At 40.6% G+C, this 23372-nt stretch carries 25 protein-coding genes; 13 read left to right on the forward strand and 12 right to left on the reverse strand.

Going from position 1 to position 23372, the window contains the following annotated elements; translation table 11 throughout:
- Position 1 precedes the first annotated feature (1 nt).
- Positions 2-1018: a UDP-glucose 4-epimerase GalE gene (gene galE, locus NSTC731_RS17120; protein ID WP_445631833.1), complete on the forward strand. Its 1017-nt coding sequence runs from the start codon at positions 2-4 to the stop codon at positions 1016-1018.
- Between the two features lie 165 nt (positions 1019-1183).
- Here the strand turns inward: galE and NSTC731_RS17125 are convergent, their stop codons facing one another.
- On the reverse strand, positions 1184-1960 hold the full coding sequence (locus NSTC731_RS17125) for a 2-phosphosulfolactate phosphatase (protein ID WP_445631834.1): 777 nt from the start codon (positions 1958-1960) through the stop codon (positions 1184-1186).
- A gap of 148 nt (positions 1961-2108) precedes the next feature.
- Here NSTC731_RS17125 and NSTC731_RS17130 point away from each other — a divergent pair, with 148 nt between their 5' ends.
- Together NSTC731_RS17130 and NSTC731_RS17135 are read left to right on the forward strand one after the other, a co-directional pair.
- Complete coding sequence (locus NSTC731_RS17130) at positions 2109-2450, forward strand: hypothetical protein (protein ID WP_445631835.1); 342 nt, start codon at positions 2109-2111, stop codon at positions 2448-2450.
- Between the two features lie 5 nt (positions 2451-2455).
- Positions 2456-2884 (forward strand): type II toxin-antitoxin system VapC family toxin, encoded by a 429-nt coding sequence (locus NSTC731_RS17135; RefSeq protein WP_445631836.1) that lies wholly within the window; start codon positions 2456-2458, stop codon positions 2882-2884.
- A 79-nt stretch (positions 2885-2963) separates the two neighbouring features.
- Here the strand turns inward: NSTC731_RS17135 and NSTC731_RS17140 are convergent, their stop codons facing one another.
- Together NSTC731_RS17140 and NSTC731_RS17145 are read right to left on the reverse strand one after the other, a co-directional pair.
- The gene (locus NSTC731_RS17140; RefSeq protein ID WP_445631837.1) at positions 2964-3407 is read right to left on the reverse strand and encodes an Imm30 family immunity protein; all 444 of its coding nucleotides are present in this window, start codon (positions 3405-3407) and stop codon (positions 2964-2966) included.
- A 5-nt stretch (positions 3408-3412) separates the two neighbouring features.
- Entirely contained in the window at positions 3413-3694 is a 282-nt protein-coding gene (locus NSTC731_RS17145) for a hypothetical protein (protein ID WP_445631838.1), read from the reverse strand.
- 149 nt (positions 3695-3843) lie between these two features.
- Here NSTC731_RS17145 and NSTC731_RS17150 point away from each other — a divergent pair, with 149 nt between their 5' ends.
- The 3 genes from NSTC731_RS17150 (at position 3844) to NSTC731_RS17160 (ending at position 5601) form a co-directional block, all read left to right on the forward strand.
- Positions 3844-4020 carry an element excision factor XisH family protein gene (locus NSTC731_RS17150; RefSeq protein ID WP_445631839.1) on the forward strand — a complete coding sequence of 59 codons (177 nt, stop codon included), beginning with the start codon at positions 3844-3846 and terminating at the stop codon, positions 4018-4020.
- Positions 4008-4337 carry a XisI protein gene (locus NSTC731_RS17155; RefSeq protein ID WP_445631840.1) on the forward strand — a complete coding sequence of 110 codons (330 nt, stop codon included), beginning with the start codon at positions 4008-4010 and terminating at the stop codon, positions 4335-4337. Before NSTC731_RS17150 ends, NSTC731_RS17155 begins: the two co-directional genes overlap by 13 nt.
- A gap of 82 nt (positions 4338-4419) precedes the next feature.
- On the forward strand, positions 4420-5601 hold the full coding sequence (locus tag NSTC731_RS17160) for a class I SAM-dependent methyltransferase (protein ID WP_445631841.1): 1182 nt from the start codon (positions 4420-4422) through the stop codon (positions 5599-5601).
- A 205-nt stretch (positions 5602-5806) separates the two neighbouring features.
- Here NSTC731_RS17160 and bioB read toward each other — a convergent pair whose 3' ends face one another.
- A complete protein-coding gene (gene bioB, locus NSTC731_RS17165) occupies positions 5807-6814 on the reverse strand; it encodes a biotin synthase BioB (RefSeq protein WP_445631842.1) in 1008 nt (335 codons plus the stop codon).
- 456 nt (positions 6815-7270) lie between these two features.
- On the opposite strand from bioB, the gene NSTC731_RS17170 reads away from it, so the two are divergent.
- Both NSTC731_RS17170 and NSTC731_RS17175 read left to right on the forward strand, forming a co-directional pair.
- Entirely contained in the window at positions 7271-7846 is a 576-nt protein-coding gene (locus NSTC731_RS17170; RefSeq protein ID WP_445631843.1) for a GNAT family N-acetyltransferase, read from the forward strand.
- Positions 7847-8229: 383 nt separating this feature from the next.
- Positions 8230-8685 (forward strand): hypothetical protein, encoded by a 456-nt coding sequence (locus NSTC731_RS17175; protein WP_445631844.1) that lies wholly within the window; start codon positions 8230-8232, stop codon positions 8683-8685.
- Positions 8686-9019: 334 nt separating this feature from the next.
- Here the strand turns inward: NSTC731_RS17175 and NSTC731_RS17180 are convergent, their stop codons facing one another.
- Positions 9020-9232 carry a hypothetical protein gene (locus NSTC731_RS17180; protein WP_445631845.1) on the reverse strand — a complete coding sequence of 71 codons (213 nt, stop codon included), beginning with the start codon at positions 9230-9232 and terminating at the stop codon, positions 9020-9022.
- Between the two features lie 343 nt (positions 9233-9575).
- Here NSTC731_RS17180 and NSTC731_RS17185 point away from each other — a divergent pair, with 343 nt between their 5' ends.
- Both NSTC731_RS17185 and NSTC731_RS17190 read left to right on the forward strand, forming a co-directional pair.
- Positions 9576-11033: a protein adenylyltransferase SelO gene (locus NSTC731_RS17185; protein ID WP_445631846.1), complete on the forward strand. Its 1458-nt coding sequence runs from the start codon at positions 9576-9578 to the stop codon at positions 11031-11033.
- A 291-nt stretch (positions 11034-11324) separates the two neighbouring features.
- Positions 11325-11855 (forward strand): pentapeptide repeat-containing protein, encoded by a 531-nt coding sequence (locus tag NSTC731_RS17190; RefSeq protein ID WP_445631847.1) that lies wholly within the window; start codon positions 11325-11327, stop codon positions 11853-11855.
- A 48-nt stretch (positions 11856-11903) separates the two neighbouring features.
- Here the strand turns inward: NSTC731_RS17190 and NSTC731_RS17195 are convergent, their stop codons facing one another.
- The 3 genes from NSTC731_RS17195 to NSTC731_RS17205 form a co-directional block, all read right to left on the reverse strand.
- Positions 11904-12200 (reverse strand): nucleotidyltransferase family protein, encoded by a 297-nt coding sequence (locus NSTC731_RS17195; protein ID WP_445631848.1) that lies wholly within the window; start codon positions 12198-12200, stop codon positions 11904-11906.
- 6 nt (positions 12201-12206) lie between these two features.
- Complete coding sequence (locus NSTC731_RS17200) at positions 12207-12776, reverse strand: Uma2 family endonuclease (RefSeq protein WP_445631849.1); 570 nt, start codon at positions 12774-12776, stop codon at positions 12207-12209.
- Positions 12777-13173: 397 nt separating this feature from the next.
- Entirely contained in the window at positions 13174-14898 is a 1725-nt protein-coding gene (locus tag NSTC731_RS17205) for an ABC transporter ATP-binding protein (RefSeq protein WP_445631850.1), read from the reverse strand.
- Between the two features lie 146 nt (positions 14899-15044).
- On the opposite strand from NSTC731_RS17205, the gene NSTC731_RS17210 reads away from it, so the two are divergent.
- Both NSTC731_RS17210 and NSTC731_RS17215 read left to right on the forward strand, forming a co-directional pair.
- Positions 15045-15380, forward strand: a complete 336-nt coding sequence (locus tag NSTC731_RS17210; protein ID WP_445631851.1) for a DUF433 domain-containing protein — start codon at positions 15045-15047, stop codon at positions 15378-15380.
- Entirely contained in the window at positions 15380-15745 is a 366-nt protein-coding gene (locus NSTC731_RS17215) for a DUF5615 family PIN-like protein (protein ID WP_445631852.1), read from the forward strand. The genes NSTC731_RS17210 and NSTC731_RS17215 overlap by 1 nt, the downstream gene beginning before the upstream one ends.
- A 46-nt stretch (positions 15746-15791) precedes the next feature.
- On the opposite strand, the gene NSTC731_RS17220 is transcribed toward NSTC731_RS17215, so the two are convergent.
- From NSTC731_RS17220 to smc, 3 genes are all read right to left on the reverse strand, one after another.
- The gene (locus NSTC731_RS17220; protein ID WP_445631853.1) at positions 15792-15959 is read right to left on the reverse strand and encodes a hypothetical protein; all 168 of its coding nucleotides are present in this window, start codon (positions 15957-15959) and stop codon (positions 15792-15794) included.
- Positions 15960-16219: 260 nt separating this feature from the next.
- On the reverse strand, positions 16220-17212 hold the full coding sequence (locus NSTC731_RS17225) for a PRC-barrel domain-containing protein (RefSeq protein ID WP_445631854.1): 993 nt from the start codon (positions 17210-17212) through the stop codon (positions 16220-16222).
- Positions 17213-17275: 63 nt separating this feature from the next.
- Complete coding sequence (gene smc / locus NSTC731_RS17230) at positions 17276-20926, reverse strand: chromosome segregation protein SMC (RefSeq protein ID WP_445631855.1); 3651 nt, start codon at positions 20924-20926, stop codon at positions 17276-17278.
- Positions 20927-21424: 498 nt separating this feature from the next.
- Here smc and NSTC731_RS17235 point away from each other — a divergent pair, with 498 nt between their 5' ends.
- On the forward strand, positions 21425-22246 hold the full coding sequence (locus tag NSTC731_RS17235; RefSeq protein WP_322698582.1) for a carbonic anhydrase: 822 nt from the start codon (positions 21425-21427) through the stop codon (positions 22244-22246).
- A gap of 375 nt (positions 22247-22621) precedes the next feature.
- On the opposite strand, the gene NSTC731_RS17240 is transcribed toward NSTC731_RS17235, so the two are convergent.
- Positions 22622-23080, reverse strand: coding sequence for a BON domain-containing protein (locus tag NSTC731_RS17240; RefSeq protein WP_445631856.1), 459 nt, complete (start codon positions 23078-23080; stop codon positions 22622-22624).
- Positions 23081-23372: the final 292 nt, after the last annotated feature.

Consider the following 23372-nt stretch of genomic DNA (forward strand, 5'->3'; position numbering starts at 1 on the left):
AATGAAAAATAAAATATTGGTAACTGGCGGTGCTGGTTACATTGGCTCCCATGTAGTTCGTCAACTAGGGGAAGCTGGTTATGATGTCGTGGTTTACGACAACTGCTCTACAAGTTCACCAGCATCGGTACTACACGGGAAACTAATTATTGGTGATTTAGTAGACAGTGGGCATCTTTATCAAGTTTTTGCCCAGCATAAATTCAGTGCAGTCTTACACTTTGCTGCTAGTCTGATTGTTCCAGAATCAGTAGCTCATCCCCTCGACTACTACGCCAACAACACCCGCAACACCTTAAATTTGCTGCGCTGCTGTAGCGTTATGGGTGTTAACAAGTTCATTTTTTCCAGCACAGCCGCAGTCTATGGAGAAGTAAAAGACAATCCTGTTACTGAGTCGAATCCTACACAGCCCATTAATCCTTACGGACGTTCAAAGTTGATGAGTGAGTGGCTGATCCAGGACTATGCAGCAGTATCTTCACTAAACTACGTAATTTTACGTTACTTTAATGTAGCAGGTTCGGAACCAAGTGGACTATTGGGGCAAATGTCACCGAATGCCACTCATTTGATTCGAGCTGCTTGTGATGCGGCACTCAAGCGCAAGCCAGAAGTCCGAATTTTTGGTACTGATTTTCCTACGCCCGACGGAACCGCAATTCGAGACTATATCCATGTTGAAGATTTGGCGACTGCTCACTTAGATGCTTTGGATTACTTAGAAAAAGGAGGGGAAAGCCAAATTTTCAACTGCGGTTATGGGCAAGGATACAGCGTGCGACAAGTTATTGAAAGAGTCAAGGCTATTTCTGGTGTAGATTTTCCCGTTATTGCCGCACCACGTCGTCCAGGCGATCCTGCCTGTGTTGCAGCTTGTGCTGATAAAATCTATAGGGTTTTGGGTTGGCAACCAAAACACAATGATTTAGATGAGATTATCAACACAACCATTGCTTGGGAAAAACACAAGAGTAACTTGGCAAGTCAAAGGCATATCAATATGGCATATGCATAATTAGAACTTGGCACCTAATTAACCTTGTTTTTGCAATTTAGATAACGTGAATTCGACGGCTCATATAGTGTCCCTATAATTGACTCAATCACAAAACTTCTTAGAGGTTTTACTACACAAAACCGTCCCTATTGGAATCGGAGAAGCACAGACTTGACTTAAAGTTCAAGGCAGAGAGAGGTTCGTCGAACTTACGTTGATATAAGCATTATCAGTAAACAAAGGCACGCAATCACTAACGTTGCAGGCGGCGGACAGTTCAACATCTGACTCAAAACCTTTTTCAATCAGCTCTTTACCAGAACTGCATTTTTTCAAGTACCCCAATAAATCTTGCTGAAAAGCCTGAAATGTTGTCACAGCAACTTCGGCTTCTGGTGATAGACTGCCATCTAAATAACTGAAAATTGCCCCAGCACCAATTAAATCTTCAAATGCAGGTCGGAGGCTACCATCTTCTTTCCACCTCTCACCAGCCGGAATCACAGCGATTTTATCGCCATACTTTTGAGCAAATTCTGCCACAGCTTGGCAATTTCGCAAGCAGCCAGCCAAAGTTGGTGTATTTCCTGTATGTAAGGTTAGGAAAGAACCATTAGGTGATGGTAAAACTAGTTTAGTTCCAGCAGGAATCTGAGCCACCGATTTTGGTGAGAGAGAATATCCAGTTGTAGTCCAACGTTGTCTATGACTTGCTAATTCTGCTTGCACTGACTTGGCATAATCTATGGCTGATTCATCTTTATATGCGTAAGGAAAAATTATCGCGCCGTTATTGGTGGCAATTTCTACACAAGTAGAAAAAGAGAGAACATCAACTATCACAACTACATCACTGATAGGAGCGAGTTCAGCAACTCCTTGCGGCCCCCATTCACAGCGTAAATTGAACTCTGATTGGTTGTAAATCATTGGTGCGATCGCAAAAGACAATACGATCAAAATCAAACCATAAATAAGTAAGGCAGTGTAAATTCTTAAAGGTTAGTAGTCATCTACGAAACGCTACGCTAACACGTACAAACTTTCAAGTTAGCAGTAAGTAGGTCAGCAGTTATAATCAATATAAAACTTCCAGGTTAAAAATGTTATGAATTTAACTATAAAAAATTATCCTAACAATACTGTACCCAAGTTAAATTATGATGTGCTGATTGAAAATCAACAAGATGGCGGAGTTAGTGCGACAGTGCTAGGCTTACCAGATTTTAAAGGCTCTGGTGTGACTAAAGAAGAAGCGCTAGAGAAACTAATCCAAATTTTACAAGAGCGAAAACCAGAAATAGTGACTTTGGAAATTGAACCTCCCCAAACCGAACATCCTTGGATGAAATTTGCAGGAATGCACAAAGATAATCCTCTTTTTCCTGAAGTTCTGGAATACATAGAAGCTGACCGAAGTCAAATTGACTCGGAGAATGAGACAAAATAAGTATTATGTGGATATTAGATACAGATCATCTGTCGTTATTTCAAAATAGTCATCCACTAATCATGCAACGCATAAAACAGCATAATCCTGAAAATTTAGCCATAACAGTGATTACATTTGAGGAGAAAGTTAAAGGATGGCTGAATGTTATCAACAAATATAGTAATCAACCGTTTAAGTATGACAAATTAATATGGGGATACAAGGGATTATGGGATGAAATCGAATATTTCAAAAATATAAAATTACTTGAATTTGATACTAAAGCCTATGATGTTTATGCTAAGTTAGTTAAGCAGAAAATTCGCGTTGGTACTCAAGATTTACGCATTGCGGCAATTACGTTGTCGGTGAATGGGATTTTAGTAACCCGCAACCGGAAGGATTTTGAGAAAGTTCCTAATTTGTGTTTAGAAGATTGGACTATATCTTAAAATTGATAGACTAAAAAACTGCGTTATCTAGTAGTCTTCAGAATTTAATCTGAGTTTGATCGCCAAAGTAGTTTAATATTTATTGAGTTATACTGGACAAACTTTCTTTAATTTTTAGTTTATTTACAATACTTTCTTCCAAGAGATGATAGAGAAAATGAGGTGTGTTTAAATTAGCTAAGTGTAAAAGTTTGTGATAAACTTGGCAAGCTGAATCATCATTTAAAATCCTGTCATGAATAATTCTTGTCCATTCAGGTGCATCGATCATTAATTGGGGTACAACTTTAATAAAAGCTGCAATTTGTTCTTCTATATCAAAAGATTCGAGAAAATGAATTAAGCTGAACATCACTTCTGGCTGTTGACATCGATCGTCTAAAACAAGATGATATGCAGATAAATTTTGCCCATCAGGATTCTTAGCTATTTCAGCCAAAGTATTTTCAAAGTCGGTAACTTGCTGTTGAGTTTGCATCAAGCGATTTTCTCTTAAAATAGCCAACAGATTGTTTTGATTCATGGGTTTCAACCTACTTTATCAAAAATACCTTGCCAAGTTAGTCTATTCAGGTTAATTAAACCTTGCAAACTTTTCCTGATTTCTCTATTGTACAAACCTTGACGAAGATAAATAGAACGCACATCCCAAACTTCTTGGGCCAATGTTTCTCTTGCTGATAAGCTTAAATTAGGAGATTTACCGTAAGAAATTGTTTGCCGATGACGACCTCCTTTTCCTGGTGATAAATGTTCCATCATAATGGCAATTCCTTTATCTGTAGTATAACCAAGAACTTTAGCTTTCATAAAAGCATCCGCAGGTATATGATGAGGTGTAAGGTTATCGCCTCTACGTCCTAGTTTGAGTAAGCCCCCATAAGTACCTATACTGCCCTCTCTAGGAAGAAGTTGACGTTGATTATTAATAATGTTTTACTCCATATTCGCTATTTCTATTGATTAGTATTCTAGTTACCAAGGTAAATCGGCTTGGCAATATAGTAAATATTAGCCAAGATACATACCAAGACTTTTTCTCACGTCAATTCATTCAAGATTCTTTAAAAGAATATCAAATTAAACTTTTAATATTTAATTCCTTAAGTCAGGACATTGTTTTATGGAAGGAATAAATTACTCTCAAATCATTCAAGATATTTTAAGTAATCATTCTGCTAATCATGTGGCTAATGGCACAGAGATTCAATTATTGTTTGACGCAGAACGACATCATTATCAAGTCTTAAATATTGGCTGGAAAGAACAACGGAGAATTTATGGAGTTATCATTCATGTTGATATAAAAGACAAAAAAATTTGGATACAAAGAGATGGTACAGAAATCGGTATCGCTAATGAATTAATTGCTGCTGGAGTACCTAAAGAAGATATTGTATTAGGATTTCATGCTCCTTATAAACGCGAATTTACTGACTTTGCTGTTGGATAAATAGTAAGAAATAAGCCATAGTAATCTTTGCCTTAATCAGCCACTATCCGTTAAACTCAGAAATGCTGCGTTATTCCTCATCATGTCCGATTCCCAAACTGTTAGTGCTGCTGTTGCCAAACTCTACAATACCTACCCCTTTCCGCCAGAAGCCCTGTTGGATGAACCACCTCCAGGCTATAACTGGCGCTGGAATTGGCTAGCGGCTCATAACTTCTGCACCGGTCAAAAGCCCCAAAAGCAAGATATTCGGATTTTAGATGCAGGTTGCGGTACTGGTGTGGGTACAGAGTACTTAGTTCACCTCAATCCTCAAGCTTCTGTTGTGGGAATTGACCTCAGTACTGGTGCTTTAGCTGTAGCCAAAGAACGTTGTCAGCGTTCGGGGGCTAACCGCGTTGAATTTCATCACCTCAGCTTGTTTGATGTAGAACAGTTAACAGGTGAGTTTGATTTAATTAACTGTGTTGGCGTTTTGCATCATACCCCCGATCCCATTCGTGGGATTCAAGCTTTGGCGAAGAAGTTAGCCCCAGGTGGCTTAATGCACATTTTTGTGTACGGGGAGTTGGGACGTTGGGAAATCCAACTCATGCAAAAAGCGATCGCACTTCTTCAAGGCGATAAAAAAGGCGACTACCGCGATGGTGTCCAAGTCGGGCGACAAATATTTGCTTCTCTACCAGAAAATAACCGAATTGTCAAATACGATAAACAACGTTGGTCGCTAGAAAACAACAAGGATGAATACTTTGCCGATATGTACGTTCATCCTCAAGAAATTGACTACAACATTGAAACGCTGTTTGAATTAATTGATGCTTCGGGATTGGAATTTATTGGTTTCTCGAATCCGAGTTTCTGGGATTTAGACAGACTTTTAGGCAAAGCACCAGAGTTAGTGGAACGAGCAAAAGAATTGAGCGATCGCCAGCTTTATCGCCTGATAGAATTATTAGACCCAGAAGTAACTCATTACGAGTTTTTCCTCGGTCGTCCTCCTTTAATCAAAGCCGACTGGTCAGATGATAACGCTCTACTAGCAGCGATTCCCGAACTGAATCCTTGTATTGAGGGATTTCCCAGTCAATGTTTCTTTAATTACGATTATCAAATTGTGAATTTATCTGTAGCAGAATTTGAGTTTATGCAAAGATGTGATGCTAATGCCACAGTTGCAGAGATACTGACAAATGTAGAACTGGGATTGGATAAGGTAAGAAGCCTTTTGCAACAGCAGTTGATTTTATTGACACCTGCTTAGGGAATTCAAGTAAAAAATATCCAATTATTTATTGTGGGATGGGCTTTTCGGCTATCCCACAATTAGATGTTTACCCAATACGGTTCGGATAAGCATTTTGAACTCAAAATAGGGTTTGGGGAAAAGGGAAAAGGTTAAGGGTTAAAGGTTTTTTATTCACCTTTCTCCTTTACCCTTTCCCCTTTAACCGAACCGTATTGGATGTTTACCCTACAACAGCCGAACTTGCTACTTTCTCCTGTCTTTGAGAAGGCGGACGCATTCCCAAACCAAGTAAATTCAGCATTTCTCGGTCAGTATCGTAATCTGGACAGGGAGTTGTCACCGTCAACATCTTGTTGTCGTCGCTAGAAAAGATAGAATTGGCCCCTGCCATAAAGCAGAAAGCTTGCTCAACTTGAGAAAGTCTCGCCCTACCAGCACTAAGACGCACATCGGAAGCTGGCATTAAAATTCTGGCTGTGGCAATCATCCGCACAATATCCCAAATGGGAACATCAGGCTGATTTTCTAAGGGTGTGCCCGGTACTTGGGAAAGAATATTAATTGGCACAGACTCTGGATGAGGATGTAAGTTTGCCAGAGTTTGTAACATCCCAACCCGGTCATCGACTGTTTCGCCCAAGCCCAGGATACCGCCAGAACAGACGGTAACATTTGTCTGACGGACATTCTCAATTGTGTTCAAGCGATCGCTATATGTCCTTGTGGTAATAATTGTGCTGTAATATTCCTGCGAGGTATCTAAGTTATGGTTATAGGCATAAAGTCCTGCTTCTGACAATTTCTTGGCTTGATTTGCCGTCAACATACCTAGAGTGCAGCACACTTCTAAACCCATTGCAGTCACATCCTTGACCATTTCCAGGACTTCCTCAAATTGTGAGTTATCCCGGACTTCGCGCCAAGCAGCACCCATACAAATGCGACTAACACCAGTTTCTTTAGCTTTTTGGGCGATGTTAATTACCGTTTCCTTTTCTAGAAGTGCTTGCGCCTTTACCTCTGTTTTATAGCGAGAAGATTGGGCGCAGTAGCTACAATCTTCTGGACAACCTCCCGTTTTGATAGATATGAGCTTGCAAACTTGTATTTTTGTTGGGTCATGATATTGGCGATGCACGCTAGCAGCTTGATAAATAAGCTCTAGCAAAGGCGTGTTGTATATCGCCCGAATCTCTAATTCCTGCCAATCGTAGCGTATTCCCACCACATCACTATCCTTCTTGTAGACTGGGTTAAATCTTGAGCTGTCTTTTGCTTAAATCTGCTGCGGTACAGCCTTTGGGCAAAGCTATTTTATCGAAGTTGTACCCTGGACTGTGCTTTATCACCCATTGGCTCTCAATCCTTCCGCTCTAGATATTAGACATCAGCTTATCAAGATTTTGGTTGAATGGCAGATTAAAAGCAAAAATACTCACCCTATCTTTTGTAAAGGGCATTGGGCATACATATATCTTTTGTCATGCTGGTCAAGAGTTCAAAGTCTATATAAAATCAGTTAATTGACCCCTGACTCTTGACAAACTTTATGAAAAAATTATAAAACTTGCGTCAGTGCCGATCGTAAGACAGCCAATCTAACTGCTGCTAAACCGCAGACTATGAGAGAATTTATAACATTTAGAGAATATTTTGAGAAGATATCCCGCCGATTAAATAATTTATGATATCAGAACTGCCAATAATTGCAAGCGATCGCCTATTATTACGAGCAGCGATCCATGAAGATATACCCCAAATTCTCAAATACTTCATTGATAACAAAACTTATCTCACTCCATTTTACCCTCTTTGGGCTGATGGTTTTTTCACTGAAGAATATTGGCAATATCAGATAGAGAATAGTTTTCTAGAATTTATCAATGGGCAATCGTTAAAACTATTTGTTTTTACCAAAAGAAATCCTACCGTAGTTATTGGAACGATCAACTTTAGCAATTTTGTCCGAGGAGCCGCTCATTTTTGCTATGTGGGATATAGTCTTGCTGAAAATAAACAAGGAAAAGGATATATGACAGAAGGTTTAAAATCTGCAACTCAATATCTATTTGAAGAGTTAAATTTTCACCGAGTTATGGCTAACTATATGCCTCACAATCGGCGCAGTGGTAATGTACTCAAAAGACTCGGTTTTGTCGTTGAAGGATACGCTAGAGACTATTTGTTAATTAATGGGCAATGGGAAGATCATATTTTGACAAGTCTTACAAATCCTTATTGGAAAGAACCTAAAATTTAAAAATCTGAGGATTATTGCCAATATTATTTATTTAAATTATCTATTTAAGCTGCTTTTAAATCAGTTAATTTATAATTCATAATTACCAACCTTGTTTAGTCAATCTATAGAAGTAAGTATTTTTTAAATTGCACTCAAATACTAATTTGTAATTTTTGAGTAATCCCTATCTTACAGCTATTCGCAATCTTATCATATCTATATGAGAATGAGTTTAATATATCAGTTGTAACATTTACAAATTCATAGTAAATTCATCATAAATACACAACAACTCCACAGGCAAATGCAATAGTAATACTTGTTCGCTAACAAGCTTAGTTACTAAAGTTAGCTTTAGCCAATGTGTCCAATTTTCTTAAACAGTTGAGGAGTTTTTTAAAATGCTCATTAATTCTATAAAGCGCTTATCTGTCTTTTCTACTATCTTCGCTTTTGCTACCATCTTAAACGGAGTTGTCTTGGCAGCACCAGGCGCAAATTCCGCCACTACACCAGCCTTAAAAACTCAGACTAGTGCTGCATCACACCAGCCAATCAAACTCACAAATCAACAGCGTCTACAAATCCAAGCGGCTCGCCAGCAAAGAGACAAGGATATTGAGGCTCTATTAAACCCGTCCCAAGATACTAAATTTAAAGCAGCACTGCAATCCCGTCAGAGAATCAGAATAGTGTTAAAATCTTTGGATCTGAATCCAGATCAACAGAAACAGGTTCAATCAATTTTGCAAGCTTATAACCTGCAAGTGAAAAAAATTCTAGCTTCACAGGTATCACAAACAACATCAAAACCAGGAGAAATTGCTTCACCAACATCACAACCAATTAAAAAATAAAAAATCAGTTTTATTTCATTAAGTTTAAATTTTGCAAGACTGGCGGATTTTATCCAAACTTCGATTAAGCCAGTCTTATTTTTTTTAATATCCAAAACTTTATTTATTTTAGAGGATGTTTTAAAATTTATGATTGATGTATCAAATATTTTTTTTGCTCATTTTGCTCATTATTTAGTTTAAGTTAAAAAAAAGGCTATAATTTTTGAATCAACATATCTCATGGCAGAGGTAAAAATTTACTCGTGAGCGATTGACACGCGTCTACGAACTTACGCCAGCTTCAGCGTTATAATTATTCTGAGTTGCCTAACCCAATACAGGTGTATAAGCTTCAACATTGAGAGGGCTTATTCTGTACAAACCACTTTTCACAGGCATCTTTGACCACTTTTCTCTCTTCAGACGACAAAAGCTCATCTGGCTGACCAGAAGCTAAAATTTTAGCGGCAGTAACCGCTTTTTCATATAACACACCGCACTGAACCAGTTCTGTGCAAAAGATTTTTTCTCTTTCTTCTACTGGTGTAAAGAAATTACTTGGCATTTAGAAAAAAATATTTAGTTTTGTTTTTAAGAGAATACTTTTTATAACTAAACTTCTTCTTCTATCTAGTGAATAATTTCAGGTAGATAAAGCATGGTTTAATGTAAAGTTTGCTAGTAATAAAATATACAAAACTGAAATTTATCGCTGATGATTTTATTAGGCAGTTTGATACAACTACAAATTAGTCAGCGTTCTTGCTTCAATTCCACGTTTTTCAAGGTGACTCACTTCTGCCTGCTGAAGCGCTCCCCATTTTGATCTGGATCGCTTTTTGCGTCTATGCTGATGATGCTGAAGCCAGAGGTAGTATTAAAGAAAGAATGAATTAGCTTTGCTCGTAATGACTCTGGCTGAAACTCCAAACGACAAGAATTCTAGCAATCCTTTTCTCACCCTCAACTACGAAACCGCCTTAGAATCTCTAGGAGGCGACTACTACGATGAGGTTGCAGCGGCAGAATTTCCTCAACACCTCCTGCGTTGGCGTAACGATGAACTATTACCCCGTTTCGGTCTAGACCCCCAAGCAGTCAAAGACGAAGATTTCATCACAGCCTTTGGCCAATTTCAGGGGCGTAAACCCTTGTTGGCACTGCGTTATCACGGCTATCAATTTGGTGAATATAACGGACAGTTGGGTGATGGTAGAGGCTTTCTCTACGGGCAAGTCCGCGCCAATGATGGCGAATTATACGATTTTGGCACTAAAGGTTCTGGGAGAACGCCCTACTCCCGTGGTGGTGATGGTATGCTCACGCTCAAAGGTGGGGTGCGGGAAGTTCTAGCTGCGGAAGCGCTGCACTACTTGGGTGTACGTACTTCGCGCTGTCTGAGCATGATTGAAACAGGTTTACCACTCTGGCGGGGCGATGAACCTTCGCCTACCCGTTCATCTGTGATGGTTAGGATGAGCAGTTCTCATATTCGGTTTGGCACTTTTGAGCGACTGCACTATTTCCAGCGTCCAGATTTAACTCAGAAGTTATTAGACCACGTAATTGAGCAGTATTATCGACACTTAAATGCTGAAGAAGATAAATATATCCTGTTTTACGCTGAATTAGTTAAACGGGTTGCACAACTAGTAGCGCAGTGGATGGCGGCTGGCTTTTGTCATGCAGTGTTGAATACTGACAATATGTCGATTACGGGAGAAAGTTTTGATTATGGGCCTTATGCATTTATCCCTACTTATGACCCATACTTTATCGCTGCATATTTTGATTATTATGGACGCTATTGTTACAGCAATCAACCAATTATTTGCAAGCTGAATTTAGAAATGCTCCAGGAACCTTTAAAGGCAATTATTGATAAAGGTGATATGGAGAATAGTTTAGCTAGGTTTGATGAATATTATCAAGCTGAATACAATTCTTTGATGTTGAAAAAGTTGGGTTTTGTGGAGTTGCAAAATCCACAAGCAGAAGAACTCTTAAATCTCACGATTGAATTCTTGAAAGCGAGCCAAGTTGGGTATCACCAATTCTTCTATGAGATGGCTCGCACTTTTTCATCTAAATGGCGGGATGAACCAGGTTTTGTAATGAATAATTCAGATATTGTACCAGTACCGGGCGCATCAGCAATTTTTGATGATTGGTGCATAGCATACCACAAAATCTTGAATGATTTTGATAGCGATCGCCTTGATATAATAGCCCAAACTCTAGCTGTTAATAATCCCAAAACGGCATTATTAAGACCTGTAATTGAGTCGGTTTGGGAAGCAATTACTCAGGAAGATAATTGGCAACCTTTTTATGATTTAATCAAGGCAATTCAGTCTAGGAAGTAGTCAATTTACAGCTACTTTCTTTTTAATATAGTACTTCTCGTTTGTATGCAATACACTCTGACCTCACTTCCATTCCTCTCTCCTCTTAGGAGAGAGGCTTTGAAACTTACTCCCCTTCCCTTGTAGGGAAGGGGCTGGGGGTTAGGTCTGTATTCCATGCAATTGAGAACCGCTATATTATGACTTTTTGTGCTTGGTTAGTGGTTAGCTGTTCCACCTTTAATTTGCATAATTAGGGCAGGCAAGATGCCCAATCCACAAGATGTATAATTTATTTCTTGGAAGTCCCTTATGGATATTGAAGAAATGTTGGATAGATATGAAGCGGGAGAAAGAAACTTCGCTTGGAGTGTTAATTGCAGCAGAACTGGTTTGTTCATGATAGCGGTCGATCTGAGTGGGGCTGACCTGAGTGGGATCAACTTGAAAGGAGCCTTTTTGGAAGGAGCTGATTTGACTAATACCAATCTCAGTGGGGCTAATCTCAGGGGAAGCAACATGCATCAAATTGATTTGACTGGGGCTATCCTTAATGGTGCTGATTTGACTGGGGCTGAGGGGGCTGAAGCTAGTTTCTATGATACTTCTTTTGTCAGGGCTAACCTGAGCGGGGTTGAAATGAACCAATGTATTTTTAATGGTGCTAATTTCAGCCATGCTATTCTCAGGGGCGCTATTCTGGAGGACTCTAGTTTTCGTGGTGCTAACTTCACCAATGCCGATTTGCGTTCGGTTGAGGGCTTCTATAACATTCGTGAGGCTATTTTCAGTAATACCATTATGGAAGATGGAAATATTTGGTACGACAGTATTGGGTATTGAAGACCATACAATATTGCTGTCCGCATATATTTCGTTCTTTTGGAACCTTCATATATAAATTGTCTTAGCCAAAACGCGATCGCGAATTTGAGGTTTAAGACCGCTCTTAGTGATAATATCTACCTTCAACCCAAAAAGCTGACTTAAATAATCCCTAAGTTCCACCAACATAATAAAAGTAGATGCTATTTCATAATCAACCAGAATATCTATATAAATCACTTGCTTCTGTCTGCTCTCTCTAGCATAAGAACTAAAGATACCGATTTCTGTAATTTGATAAATTTTATAGAGAGATTGCTTTGGTAGTGATAAAATTTGTCGAATTTCATTAATAGTTTTCATCACATTTCATCCTTGCAAAACTTCAGCAACAGTCAACTTGAGATCGGCAAATAGAGGGGAAACGATCGCATTATCTCCCACATACACCTGCTCATCATAAAAACCCTCCACCCACTCCAAAACCGTCACCTTTTGGGCAATCGGATCAACAATCCAATACTCAACAATTCCCCGCGCTGCATACTCAGAACGCTTGTAACGATAATCCCGATTTTCCTGATTTGAACTCACCACTTCAACCACCAATAACGGTGGTGGCATATCCATCAAAATTAGCGATCGTGTAGCCCCTTGCATTACAGTCGCCAACTCCTCAGAAAACACCACCAAATCAGGAACACGCACCCCCACCTGCCGGCTATTCACAGAAACTTCTGTTTTCATACTCAAACGGTAATAAGGAATACCTAATTTAGAAAAATAGATTAATAAAAACGTAGCTATCCGGCGATTTAGCTCGCTTTCTAATGGCATTTGAATTAATTTTCCATTCTCCAATTCATATAAATTATCCGTTCCATCGTCAAACTGAAGAAATTCTTCCAAAGTCATCTTTTTAGTGGCTGCAACTGTCATTGCTTTTTCTCCCATAGTTAGCTTGTATTGATTATTTTAACTAATTACTAATTCGTAATACTCACCAAAAGCTAGAAGCAAGCTATGTAATTCGTAATTTTTGGGTTTAATTCTCCTTCTTCTATACGTGAATTTGTTTGGATCGAGGTCTAAATCCCCGTTCCAAACGGTCTTTAACTAGGAATTACGAATTATCAATTACGAATTATTTTAACAATGCCTCTAATTTCTCCATCCCCTGCTGAATCTCCGCCTCTAACTTTGCCAAATTAGCAATTTCATTCTTTTGGAACCCCAAATTTCATCGAGTATAGATACTCATTCTTCTAGCTCAAAAACCGAATTTGTGAACTCAAAAACTAATTCGGTTGTCTCAAAATCTCAAACTTCCCTGCATCTAACTAAACTGTTGAGCATAAAACCGCGCATAGCGACGCTCTAGAGCTAACAATTCTTCATGAGTTCCCGATTCGACAATTTGACCCTGTTCGAGAACTAAAATCCGATCGCACCTTCTAACTGTCGATAAACGGTGAGCAATAATAAACACCGTCCGTTTTTCCATCAATCTTTCCAGCGCTTCCTGTACCAGTGCTTCAGACTCGGAATCTAATGCTGATGTCGCTTCATCGAGAATCAAGATTTGGGGATTGAGGAGAACAGCACGAGCGATCGCAATTCTTTGTCTTTGTCCACCTGATAAGTTTACCCCACGTTCGCCTACCCAAGTCTTATAACCTTCTGGTAGTTGGCTAATAAATTGATGGGCATTAGCAATTTTTGCTGCCTCTTTAACTGCTTTTATGTCAAAAATATATTGTCCAAAGGCGATATTTTGAGCAATCGTCCCCGAAAACATGATGGTTTCTTGAGGAACAATCCCAATTTGTCGCCGCAAACTATGCAATTTCACATCTCGAATATCAACATCGTCAATAAAGATTTGACCAACTTCGGGATCGTAAAAACGGGGTAAAAGATTTACAAATGTGGTTTTACCAGCACCAGAAGCACCCACAAGTGCGATCGCTTCACCTGGCGATACCAATAAACTGATATCTTTTAATACAGGTTCACCCGGTTTATAAGCAAAGGAAATATGACGATATTCTACTTTGCCTTTGACTAGGGGGAGAGCGATCGCATCGATCTTTTCGATCGTCGTCGGCTGAATTGCCATTAATTCAAAAACACGGTCAACAGATGCTTCACCCTGCTTAAATTCGTTGTAGTTGTTAGTAGTATGACCAATGGGATCGATTAACAGCGCCGCCGCCGCCAGGTAACTGAAAAAATTCGCCACTGTCAAGTTACCTTGGGAAATTTGCCAAGCTCCCACAATCAGTAACGATAACGCACTTAAGGCTTCCAAAAATCCAACGATCGGAATCTGAATCGCTTTCAGGCGTTCGGCTGAGTATTTGGCTTTGAGACTGCGTTCTGCTTCATGGCCAAAACGAGCAATTTCGTAATTTTCAGCAGCAAAAGCTTGTACCAAACGAATCCCGTTGAAAACTTCCGCGATGATGGCTGATAAACCCGATACGCGATTTTGACTTTTTAAGGAATACTTACGTAACCGTTCGCCAAACCAGCCAACTAAAATACCCATGAGTGGTGCAACTATCACTGTTGCTAATGTCAGTTGCCAATTCAGATAAATCATATAAATCGGAATTGCTAGCAACTGCAAAATACAGGGGATAAAGTCGTGAAATACTTTATTTACCACTTCGCCAACGCGGTCAACATCTTCGGTGAGACGGTAAGATAAATCACCTGCTTTTGCGGTTTCAAAATAGCTGAGATTTAGCTTTTGCAGATGGGCGTAGACTTGCTGACGGAGATGAAAAGCAACTTGCAAAGCAGCTTTCGCCATGTACATATCTTGTATAGACTGAAACAAGCCTCTAACAAGAAATACTAAAGCACAACTGCCAGTTATTTGAGCGATCGCTACTACATTACCTTGGGCAAAGGGAGTTGCCAATTTCCCGGCAAGATTAATCAACACTAAAGTCGCTAGTACGTATCCCAAGATCCCAATAAGTCCCTTGGTGATGGTTTGCCACTGGAGCCGGATATAAGGCAGTAGTTGCCAGTAATTAGAACGCGTTTTCAAGCTCGAAAGTCCACAGCGATATTTTACTTTGTTTGACGCTAGCAGTTTTGGGGAGTTTCTGAACACTTAACTAATTAGTTACACACTGTTTGAGCGTTCGTTCTTTTATGATTGAAGTGGAATGTTCATTCGTGGGGTCTTGCTTTATGAAACTGGAAGAGTATTTCAACACCCTTGCACCAGATGACATTCGACTCAAAGGAACCCGCATTGGGATTGAGAGCATTCTTTACGAGTATATCTATCGCTGCAAAACACCAGAAGAAATTGCCGGACAATTTCATACGGTGACGCTGGAACAGGTTTATGCCACGATTTTGTATTATTTGCATCATCGTTCAGAGGTTGATGCGTATCTGGTAGATTGGTTAGAATTTTCTCGAACCATGCGCGAAGAACAACAGCGAAATCCTTCTCCTGCCAGGATGAGGTTTCGGCGGATGCAGGAAGAAAACGCTCCAAAGCATTTACAGGAAAGCTAATGGCAATCCGGTATCTGTTGGATGAACATCTGAATCCTACATATCGCTCCCAACTTGTGCGGCGCAACCCTGAATTGATCGTGCGAATCATTGGCGATTTAGATGTGCCATCCAAAGGCACTCCAGATCCAGAGATTTTGATTTGGTGCGAAACCAATGAATTTATTTTGGTGACAAACAACCGTAAGTCTATGCCTAGACATTTGGCTGACCATTTAGCTTCAGGTCGCCATATACCTGGAATATTCACCATCGATGCAAACCAAAGCATCGGACAAACTGTTGAAGAGTTAATTCTCATTGTGGAAGCTTCGTTTGAGGATGAATACCAGGATCGAATTGAATATCTACCCCTGAGCCAATAGCCCATTCTCCACTCCCTCACCCTTCCACCCCTCACTTCCCTGCCTACTAAGATAATTTTTGCTGTTTCTCAACAATTCGTGTGTTAATTTCTTGAAGTTCTTTTATGTAGGGTATCCATAACTCTTTATCAGCTTGCTTAATTACTTGCTCAACCTTACGCATATCTTTTTTGCTATAGCTGATTTCAGGGATCTCAGAAACTCTTTTACTCAAATTACCCTCTAGTTTAGACAGTGCGTTGTGCTGTTGCTAACGCTCTCTACTGTGTTCTAAAAAATTAGCCCTCTCCTTGTAAGTAAGGAAAAGGCTGAATTAATCTTAAAATACTTCGTAATTTTCCGGTTCAATTACGAATTACGAACTTGTACTGAGCGTCTTGCTCTGAGCGAAGCCGTAAAGCCTGCGCCATAGCTACGCTTCGGGCGCAGCCTCTCCAAGAGTTGGGAGCCGAAGTATTACGAATTACGAACTACTTAATATCCGCCTTCTTCTTCGTATTCTGGCTGTCTTTCCTTGACTTTTTTCGGAATATTCACAGGCTTCGGTGCATCTTCCCAAGCATCGCCGTCTACGTCGTCATAATCATCGTATTCGTCAACGTATGGCTTGCTATAGGGCTGGGCTTCATACTTTAGTGGCTGCGGTTGTTGATACCTGTCGCTGCCCGTTGCCTCGCTCCAGTTATCTTCTTCCTCGTCTTCTTCGTATTGAATAGATTCATACTGCCGCGCCTTCATTACCTGACGCTGTGGCCTTTCTTCTTCCACATAGTCTTCATTCCATTCTTCTTGCGCTACGGGTTCGGGGGCGCGAACTTTTTGCCTGGGTGGCTGCAATGGCACTCCACTAGGCAGTTGATTGGGTGGTGCAATTGTCCGAGGTGGAGTATAGCCGTATTCTTCTTCTATATCTCGCTCCCAAGGTGCTTTGCCGATACCCAGACGCTCTAGTAAACCAACTGTTAATTGATTCACTCGTTCTTCAGCTCCCTCAAACACAATCAACCGATTAGGGCCAGTGCTGACAATTTCATCGACTGAGAACTCGTAAGTACTCACAAATTGATCGGGAATTTGGGGTAATCCTAAAGAAGCAATGACTATAGATTCAAGCTTCCCACTTTCGCCGTTGAACTTGAAGCCGCGAACTTTGCCTAAGACTTCACCTGTTTCTGTAATTACTTCCCAGTTAATTAAATTACTGAAAGATTCAACATCGATATCTTCAATAACATCTTCGTTATCAACCAGGATGACATCACCAATCTGGCTGATGTTGTTGAGGTACATATAGCGCGGTATGCCCGAAATAGAGATCAGGCTGTCTCGCAAACCAAGAGCCACAACCTCTCGTTGATCGATATCAACCCAGACTTGACTGATGATGCCTAGCCGCTTGCCGTTGTCGCGGGTAATCACCTGGGTATTTAATATGTCGGAACGCCTAATTATCTGTTCGGAGGTCATTCTATACCGAGTCCTGATCTCGAATCCGGTTTGGTTTATCTATACACTATTATTAACAAAAACTCAAGCAGATGTATTGGATGATTGTAATTTAATCCCCAAAACTTGAGTGTAAGCTCCTCGTGCTTGAGTAACGCCAATTGTGCGTTCGGCTGATTCTATCATCGGACGACGCAAACTCACAACTATAAATTGCGCTTGTTGTGACTGTTGTTTAATCATTTTAGCTAATCGCTCTACGTTTGCTCCATCTAGGAACATATCTACTTCGTCAAAGGCGTAAAAGGGCGATGGGCGGTAGCGTTGCAGGGCAAAAATAAAGCTCAAGGCGGTGAGTGATTTTTCTCCCCCAGACATGGAAGCTAGGCGCTGTACGGGTTTACCTTTGGGATGTGCGACTAAATTCAATCCACTATTAAAGGGATCTTCGGGATTTTCGAGTTGCAAGAAGCCGTCACCATCTGAAAGAATGGCAAAAATTGATTGAAAGTTTTCATTCACAGCATCGAAAGCTTCTTTAAAGGCAAGTTGCCGCAATGTGGTAAAGTTTTCAATTCGTAAAAGTAGTTCGGTGCGTTCTCCTTCTAGTGTTTCTAATTTTTGCGTGAGTTCTTGAAGGCGGTTTTGAGTGCGTTCGTATTCTTCCAACGCCAGCATATTAACAGGTTCCATTGCTTGTAAGCGTTTGGTAAGCGATCGCAATTCTTTCTGCAATTCTTCTAAATCTACTTTGTCTGGCACTTCTGGCAAGGGATTTGGTAATTCTGCTCCCATATCTTGCAATTGAGTTTGCAGTGCAATTAGTTCCTCTCGCCGCTTCTCTTGGGTTTCTTGGAGTTTTTGGATTTCCCATTCCAATTGTTGTTGGCGCAAAAGATGCGATCGCACTTCTTGTTCTGTAGCGTCGCGTTTTTGTTTCTCTTCGCCTAAATTTTGTTCCATTTGACTCAACGATAAACGGGTTTGGGTGATTTGCTCGTCTATCGTTGTGGTTTGTGAAAAGACGCGATGAATTGCGTCTTTACAAGAGGTTTGTTGGGTTTCGTATTCGGTGATTCGCGTTTCTGCTTCTTGGATTTTTTCTTGTAAACGTTGTTGCTGATTCTCTAAATTTTTTAATCTTTGTTCTGCTTCCCGTAATGCTGTTTCACGTTGTTGTAATTGTTGCTCTTGAATTTTAATGGTTGCCTGGATTTGTTGCCATTCACTGGGGGTTTGGGATGCTTCTAACTCTGCTAATGCGTGTCGCAATTGTTGCAACTCATTTTCTTGCCCAGGTAATTCCCGCTCTAAAATTTCTAATCGGGATTGAGCAGTGGCTAATTTTTCGCTGTTTTGGGCGAGTTGCGATCGCGTCCCCTCTAATTGCGCTGTCAAATTCTTAATATCTTTTTGCAACTGTTCCAATTGCAACTGCTGTTCTCGCCGCGTCTGACGCGCTTCTGTTAATTCTTGGGTGAGTTTTTTGGCTCTAGCTGACAAAGTAGCGATCGCTTCAGTACAACGCTCTAAAATTCGCTCAATATCCACCAAGCGACTTTTTAAAGCGATCGCTTCATCAGATTCCGCCGCTTCACCCGTACCAAAACGTAACGCTGAACGCTGGGTATTACTACCACCAGTCATTGCGCCACTAGTTTCCAGAAGTTCCCCGTCTAAGGTGACGATGCGATACAATCCTAAATTTTTCCGCGCCGCTTCCAGGTTGGCAAATACTACCGTGTTACCGAAAACATAGCTAAATACATCTTTGTAACGGCGATCGCAATCAACTAAGTTAACAGCATAGTTAACAAAACCGCTAGCAAAACGCAGCGTTGCATCTTGGGTAAATTTGGGAACGTGAATTTTATTTAGTGGTAAAAAAGTCGCTCTCCCTGCACGTTTCTGTTTGAGCAGTTCAATCCCGGCTGCGGCGATGCTGTCATCTTCCACCACAATATGTCCCAAGCGTCCACCAGCAGCCATTTCCAAGGCTAGCTGATGGCGGGGTTCCACCAGTCCCAACTGCACAACTAAACCGCAAACACCAGGCATTCCTGATTGTAAAATGACTTTACTAGCTTGGGTTCCTTGGACTTCTTGCTGTGCTTGCGCTTGCGCCTCGATTTTATCCAACTGACGTTGTTTTTCTCGTTGTTCAGAAAGTAACCGTTTTTGGGTTTCCTGTTGGATTTGCAGTTCTTGTTCTGTGGCTGAGAGATTTTGGGCTAAATTTTGGATGGGTTCGCTAGAGGTGTTAAATTCTGTTTCAATTTGATTACATTCAGTTTGTTTTTCTGCTAGTAGCGGTTCGTCGCGTTCAATTAACTGGCTTTGCTCTTGGATTAACTGCTGTAACTGATTATTGCGTTCCCTGAGTTGTGCTTGTTCTGTGCGTTGCGGTTCTAAAGTGTGCAGCAAAGCTTCTATTTGACGGTTGAATGCTGTTTGTTGCTGCACCCAGGCTTCTGAAGCCGAGGCGATTTCTGCGGCGGCTTCGCGGGAGGTTTCTAAGGCTTGGTGGGCTTCATTTCTTTGGTGTTGGGAAGACGCGATGAATCGCGTCTCTACAAGCTGGGTTTCGGCAATTTCTTGTAGGGAATGACGGTGTTTTTGAATCTCTTGCTGAGTTTGAGCTAGACGTTTGGCAGTTTCTTGGGAAGCTGTTTGTAATTCGGTTAGCTGACGCTGGAGTTGTTTACGTTCTGCTTCTTGGGTGGCGAGGGTAGATTGTACTGCCAAAAGTTCCTCTTCTCCCAATGCTTTAACGTGGGCATTGAGTTGTTCGAGTTCAGCCGTTTTTTGGACGATTTCAGAATTTAAGCTGGTGAGTTGGGTAGTGAGTCCGGTAAAATTGCGATCGCCTGTTTGAATTTCGCGAACTAACTTTTCTTGTTGTGTTTGCAAGGAACGCCATGATAGTACAGCTTCCCAGGATTGCTTCGCTAGAAATTCTGTGCGGAGTTTTTGATATTTCTCAGCTTTCGCCCGATCTTGGGAAAGGCGATCGCGCTGTGCAGTTAATTCCGTTTCAATAATCCGACAGCTATCTTCCTTTTCCTTCACCTCATCTAAAGTTGATTTGGCTTGGACAATTTTGCGATCGAACGCCGCTACCCCAGCTAATTCATCAATAATTTCCCGTCGTTCCCGCCCATTCATCGAGATAATGCTGGTGACATCCCCTTGGAGTACCACATTGTAGCCTTCAGGATAAACCCGTAGATTACTTAGTTCCCCATGCAACTCTGTTAACGTGCAAGGTACACCATTGATATAATAATTCGATGTGTAAGTCCCTTGGTGAGTGACTCGTAGCCTTCTAGTAACACTCCACTCGTCCAATTTTGGATTTTGGATTTTGGATTTTGGATTTTCTTCTTCTGCTTCCTCTGCTCTCTCTGCTCCCCCTGCCTCCTCTGCTTCCTCCCTGTCTGCCTTTGCGTCTTTGTGTGAGATTTCATCCGACAAATCAAATGTCACCGTGACGCTAGCTTCAATCGAAGCACGTCCTTTAGCCGTTTGAGTGTTATTTACCAAATCCGGTAAGCGATCGGCTCGCATTCCCTTAGAACTAGAGAGTCCCAGGCAAAAGAGCAGTGCATCTAAGATATTAGACTTACCCGAACCATTTGGCCCAGATATGACAGTACACCCCGGTAGCAAAGGGACAGAAGTAGTGCCACCGAAGGATTTGAAGTTCGTAAGTTCCACGCGCTTGATGTGCACCATAGGCGCTGGTTCCCTGGGCTAATGAAGAACAAGTGTATCAACTAATTAAGAATTCGCAAGAGGGTAGGAGGGAGGATTGGGGATTATTGTAGACGCACTGCGATGAGCCTGCAAGCTTTACCCAAAAGGCTTACCACAGGCGATCGCTCAGTGTACGACAAAAATTTTGATGTCGCAAACTGAACATCAAAATTTTCCCAGAGCAGATAATATCATGTCTGACTAATTACTTGTAATTCAAAAATTTCTTTCAAGATATAACTAGTTTGAAATCGGCTCAAGGCATTCTCACACCGCAATATGACCTGCTCAGGAACAGAAAGGAGTCAGAAAAAAAAGTAACTCAACCAAATGGTAGAGGATATTAAAAGCACCAAATGAATTTATAATATAGTAATCTTTACAATTGGAAAAACGTAGAAAGAAAGTCCTCTTTACTACCCCAATCTACTGTCTGTGATTTAGTTCTTAACCCGCAAATATTTGTAGAACTTAGTAATGAAGAAATTAATTAAAGGTCTGCGCGAATTTAAATCTAGCTATTTTTCGGTACATCAAAAATTATTTGAACAACTTTCGCATGGTCAAAAGCCCAGAGTATTATTTATTACCTGTTCTGATTCTCGTCTCGATCCAAATCTAATTACACAAGCTCAAGTTGGTGAATTATTTGTCATTCGCAATGCAGGCAACATCATTCCACCCTATGGGGCAAGTAATGGCGGTGAAGGTGCGACAATTGAATATGCTGTTCAAGCTTTAGATGTTCGCCAAATTATTATTTGTGGTCATTCTCATTGCGGTGCAATGAAAGGATTAATGAAGTTACACAATCTCAGCGATGAAATGCCGCTTGTACATGATTGGCTGAAATATGCAGAAGCAACTCGAAGGCTAGTTATAGACCACTATAGCCACTACGACGGAGAAGAACTGCTAGAGATTATGATTGCCGAAAATGTTCTTACTCAAATTGAGAATTTGCGGACATATCCAGTGATTCACTCTAAGCTTTATCAGGGGGAACTCAGCATTTATGCTTGGATTTATCACATTGAAACAGGAGAAGTTTTCGCATACGATCCCCAAAAGCACGCTTATGTTTTGCCTCAAGCTTTGGTTCCAGAATCAGAAATAGATGAGTCGTTCAGGGATCGGGTTCCAAATACCAATGTAGCAGTGCGTTCCCCTCAAAACCAGCAGGATGATGTTCAACCTTATGAGAAACAGTCTGTTTCTCCATTTGAATGGTTTCCAATGAGACGACTTTCTCCAGAGCAGATGGAGCGAATTTATCGAGGTTCAAATAATGGAAGTTGAAAGATAAAAATATAGAATTTCAAACATTCTATTAGAGGGTTGAGGGTGAGGTTTTTGTACCTTACAGCTATTTTCAGGTAAATAAACTACGCGGTAGGGGCACAAGCAATGCTCAGTGGTGTAAACTTAAGCCAAAACCCTTTTCAAATCTCGTTTTCAGCCTCTGGCTGGAAATGTTACTCTTGGCGGTGCCGCGAGTTGGGAGGTGGAGCCTCAATGAAGGGCATTCCCAGTCTGAGACTGGGAACGAGATCGATGGGTATTAACTACCTATTCCTGACTTTTATTTAAGTAAGTCAAAAATAGAGACTTACGTCTGTATAAGTCTCTATTTGGTTTCCATGTCGATGCTAACTGAAAGCTTCAGTTATTCTTTTATGGCTTTTTTACAGCATCAACTTTTGCTTCTACCTTCACCGTCTTCACACCTTGAACTTCTTTAGCCAAGGTTTCAGCTTTCTTAAGTTCTTCAACAGAACTGGCTGTACCTTTAAGAACAATTTCACCCTGTTTGTTTTCAACTTGTAACTTGTTGCCTGGTAAGCCTTTATTTAACTGGGCGCTAACTTCAGTTTTTAAATCGCTCTTAGCTTTTGTTGCTGCTGTTTTTTCAGCATCAGTTTTAACTTTAGTATCTGTACTAGCTGCTAAAGGAGTAGTTTGTGTTTCTGGAACTTTGACAGTTTGATTTGTCTGTGAAGCTGGTTTTGCTGGTGCTTGAGCGGCTTCATTAGTTGTGCTAGGAGTTTCTGAACTAGTTTTAGGAGCCTCTTGGCAGCCAAAAGTACCAACTACCAAAATGCTACTAACTAATAATAGAATTAGTTTTTTCATTATTTATCTCCGAATTGAGTACTTGAAGCGATTAATTGAGATGTGTGTCATGGTGAGGAGCAAATTTAAAAAAACAATTAAAAGTGAAGTCGCAAAAGTGCTTCAGCAATAGCTCAGGTTACTGAAAATTGAAATTTGGGCAATTTCTTGAAGCTAAGATTTTGCACCCGGTTTTGAGAAATCTCAATTCAATTTTTCTGACGGCTGCTAACCAGGATGGCTTTACACACAGTCTGTGGCTCTCGATGAATTTAATGTAGATGCACAGTAGCTCTTTTGATGGTAGACTATG

The sequence above is a fragment of the Nostoc sp. DSM 114167 genome (assembly GCF_052692655.1).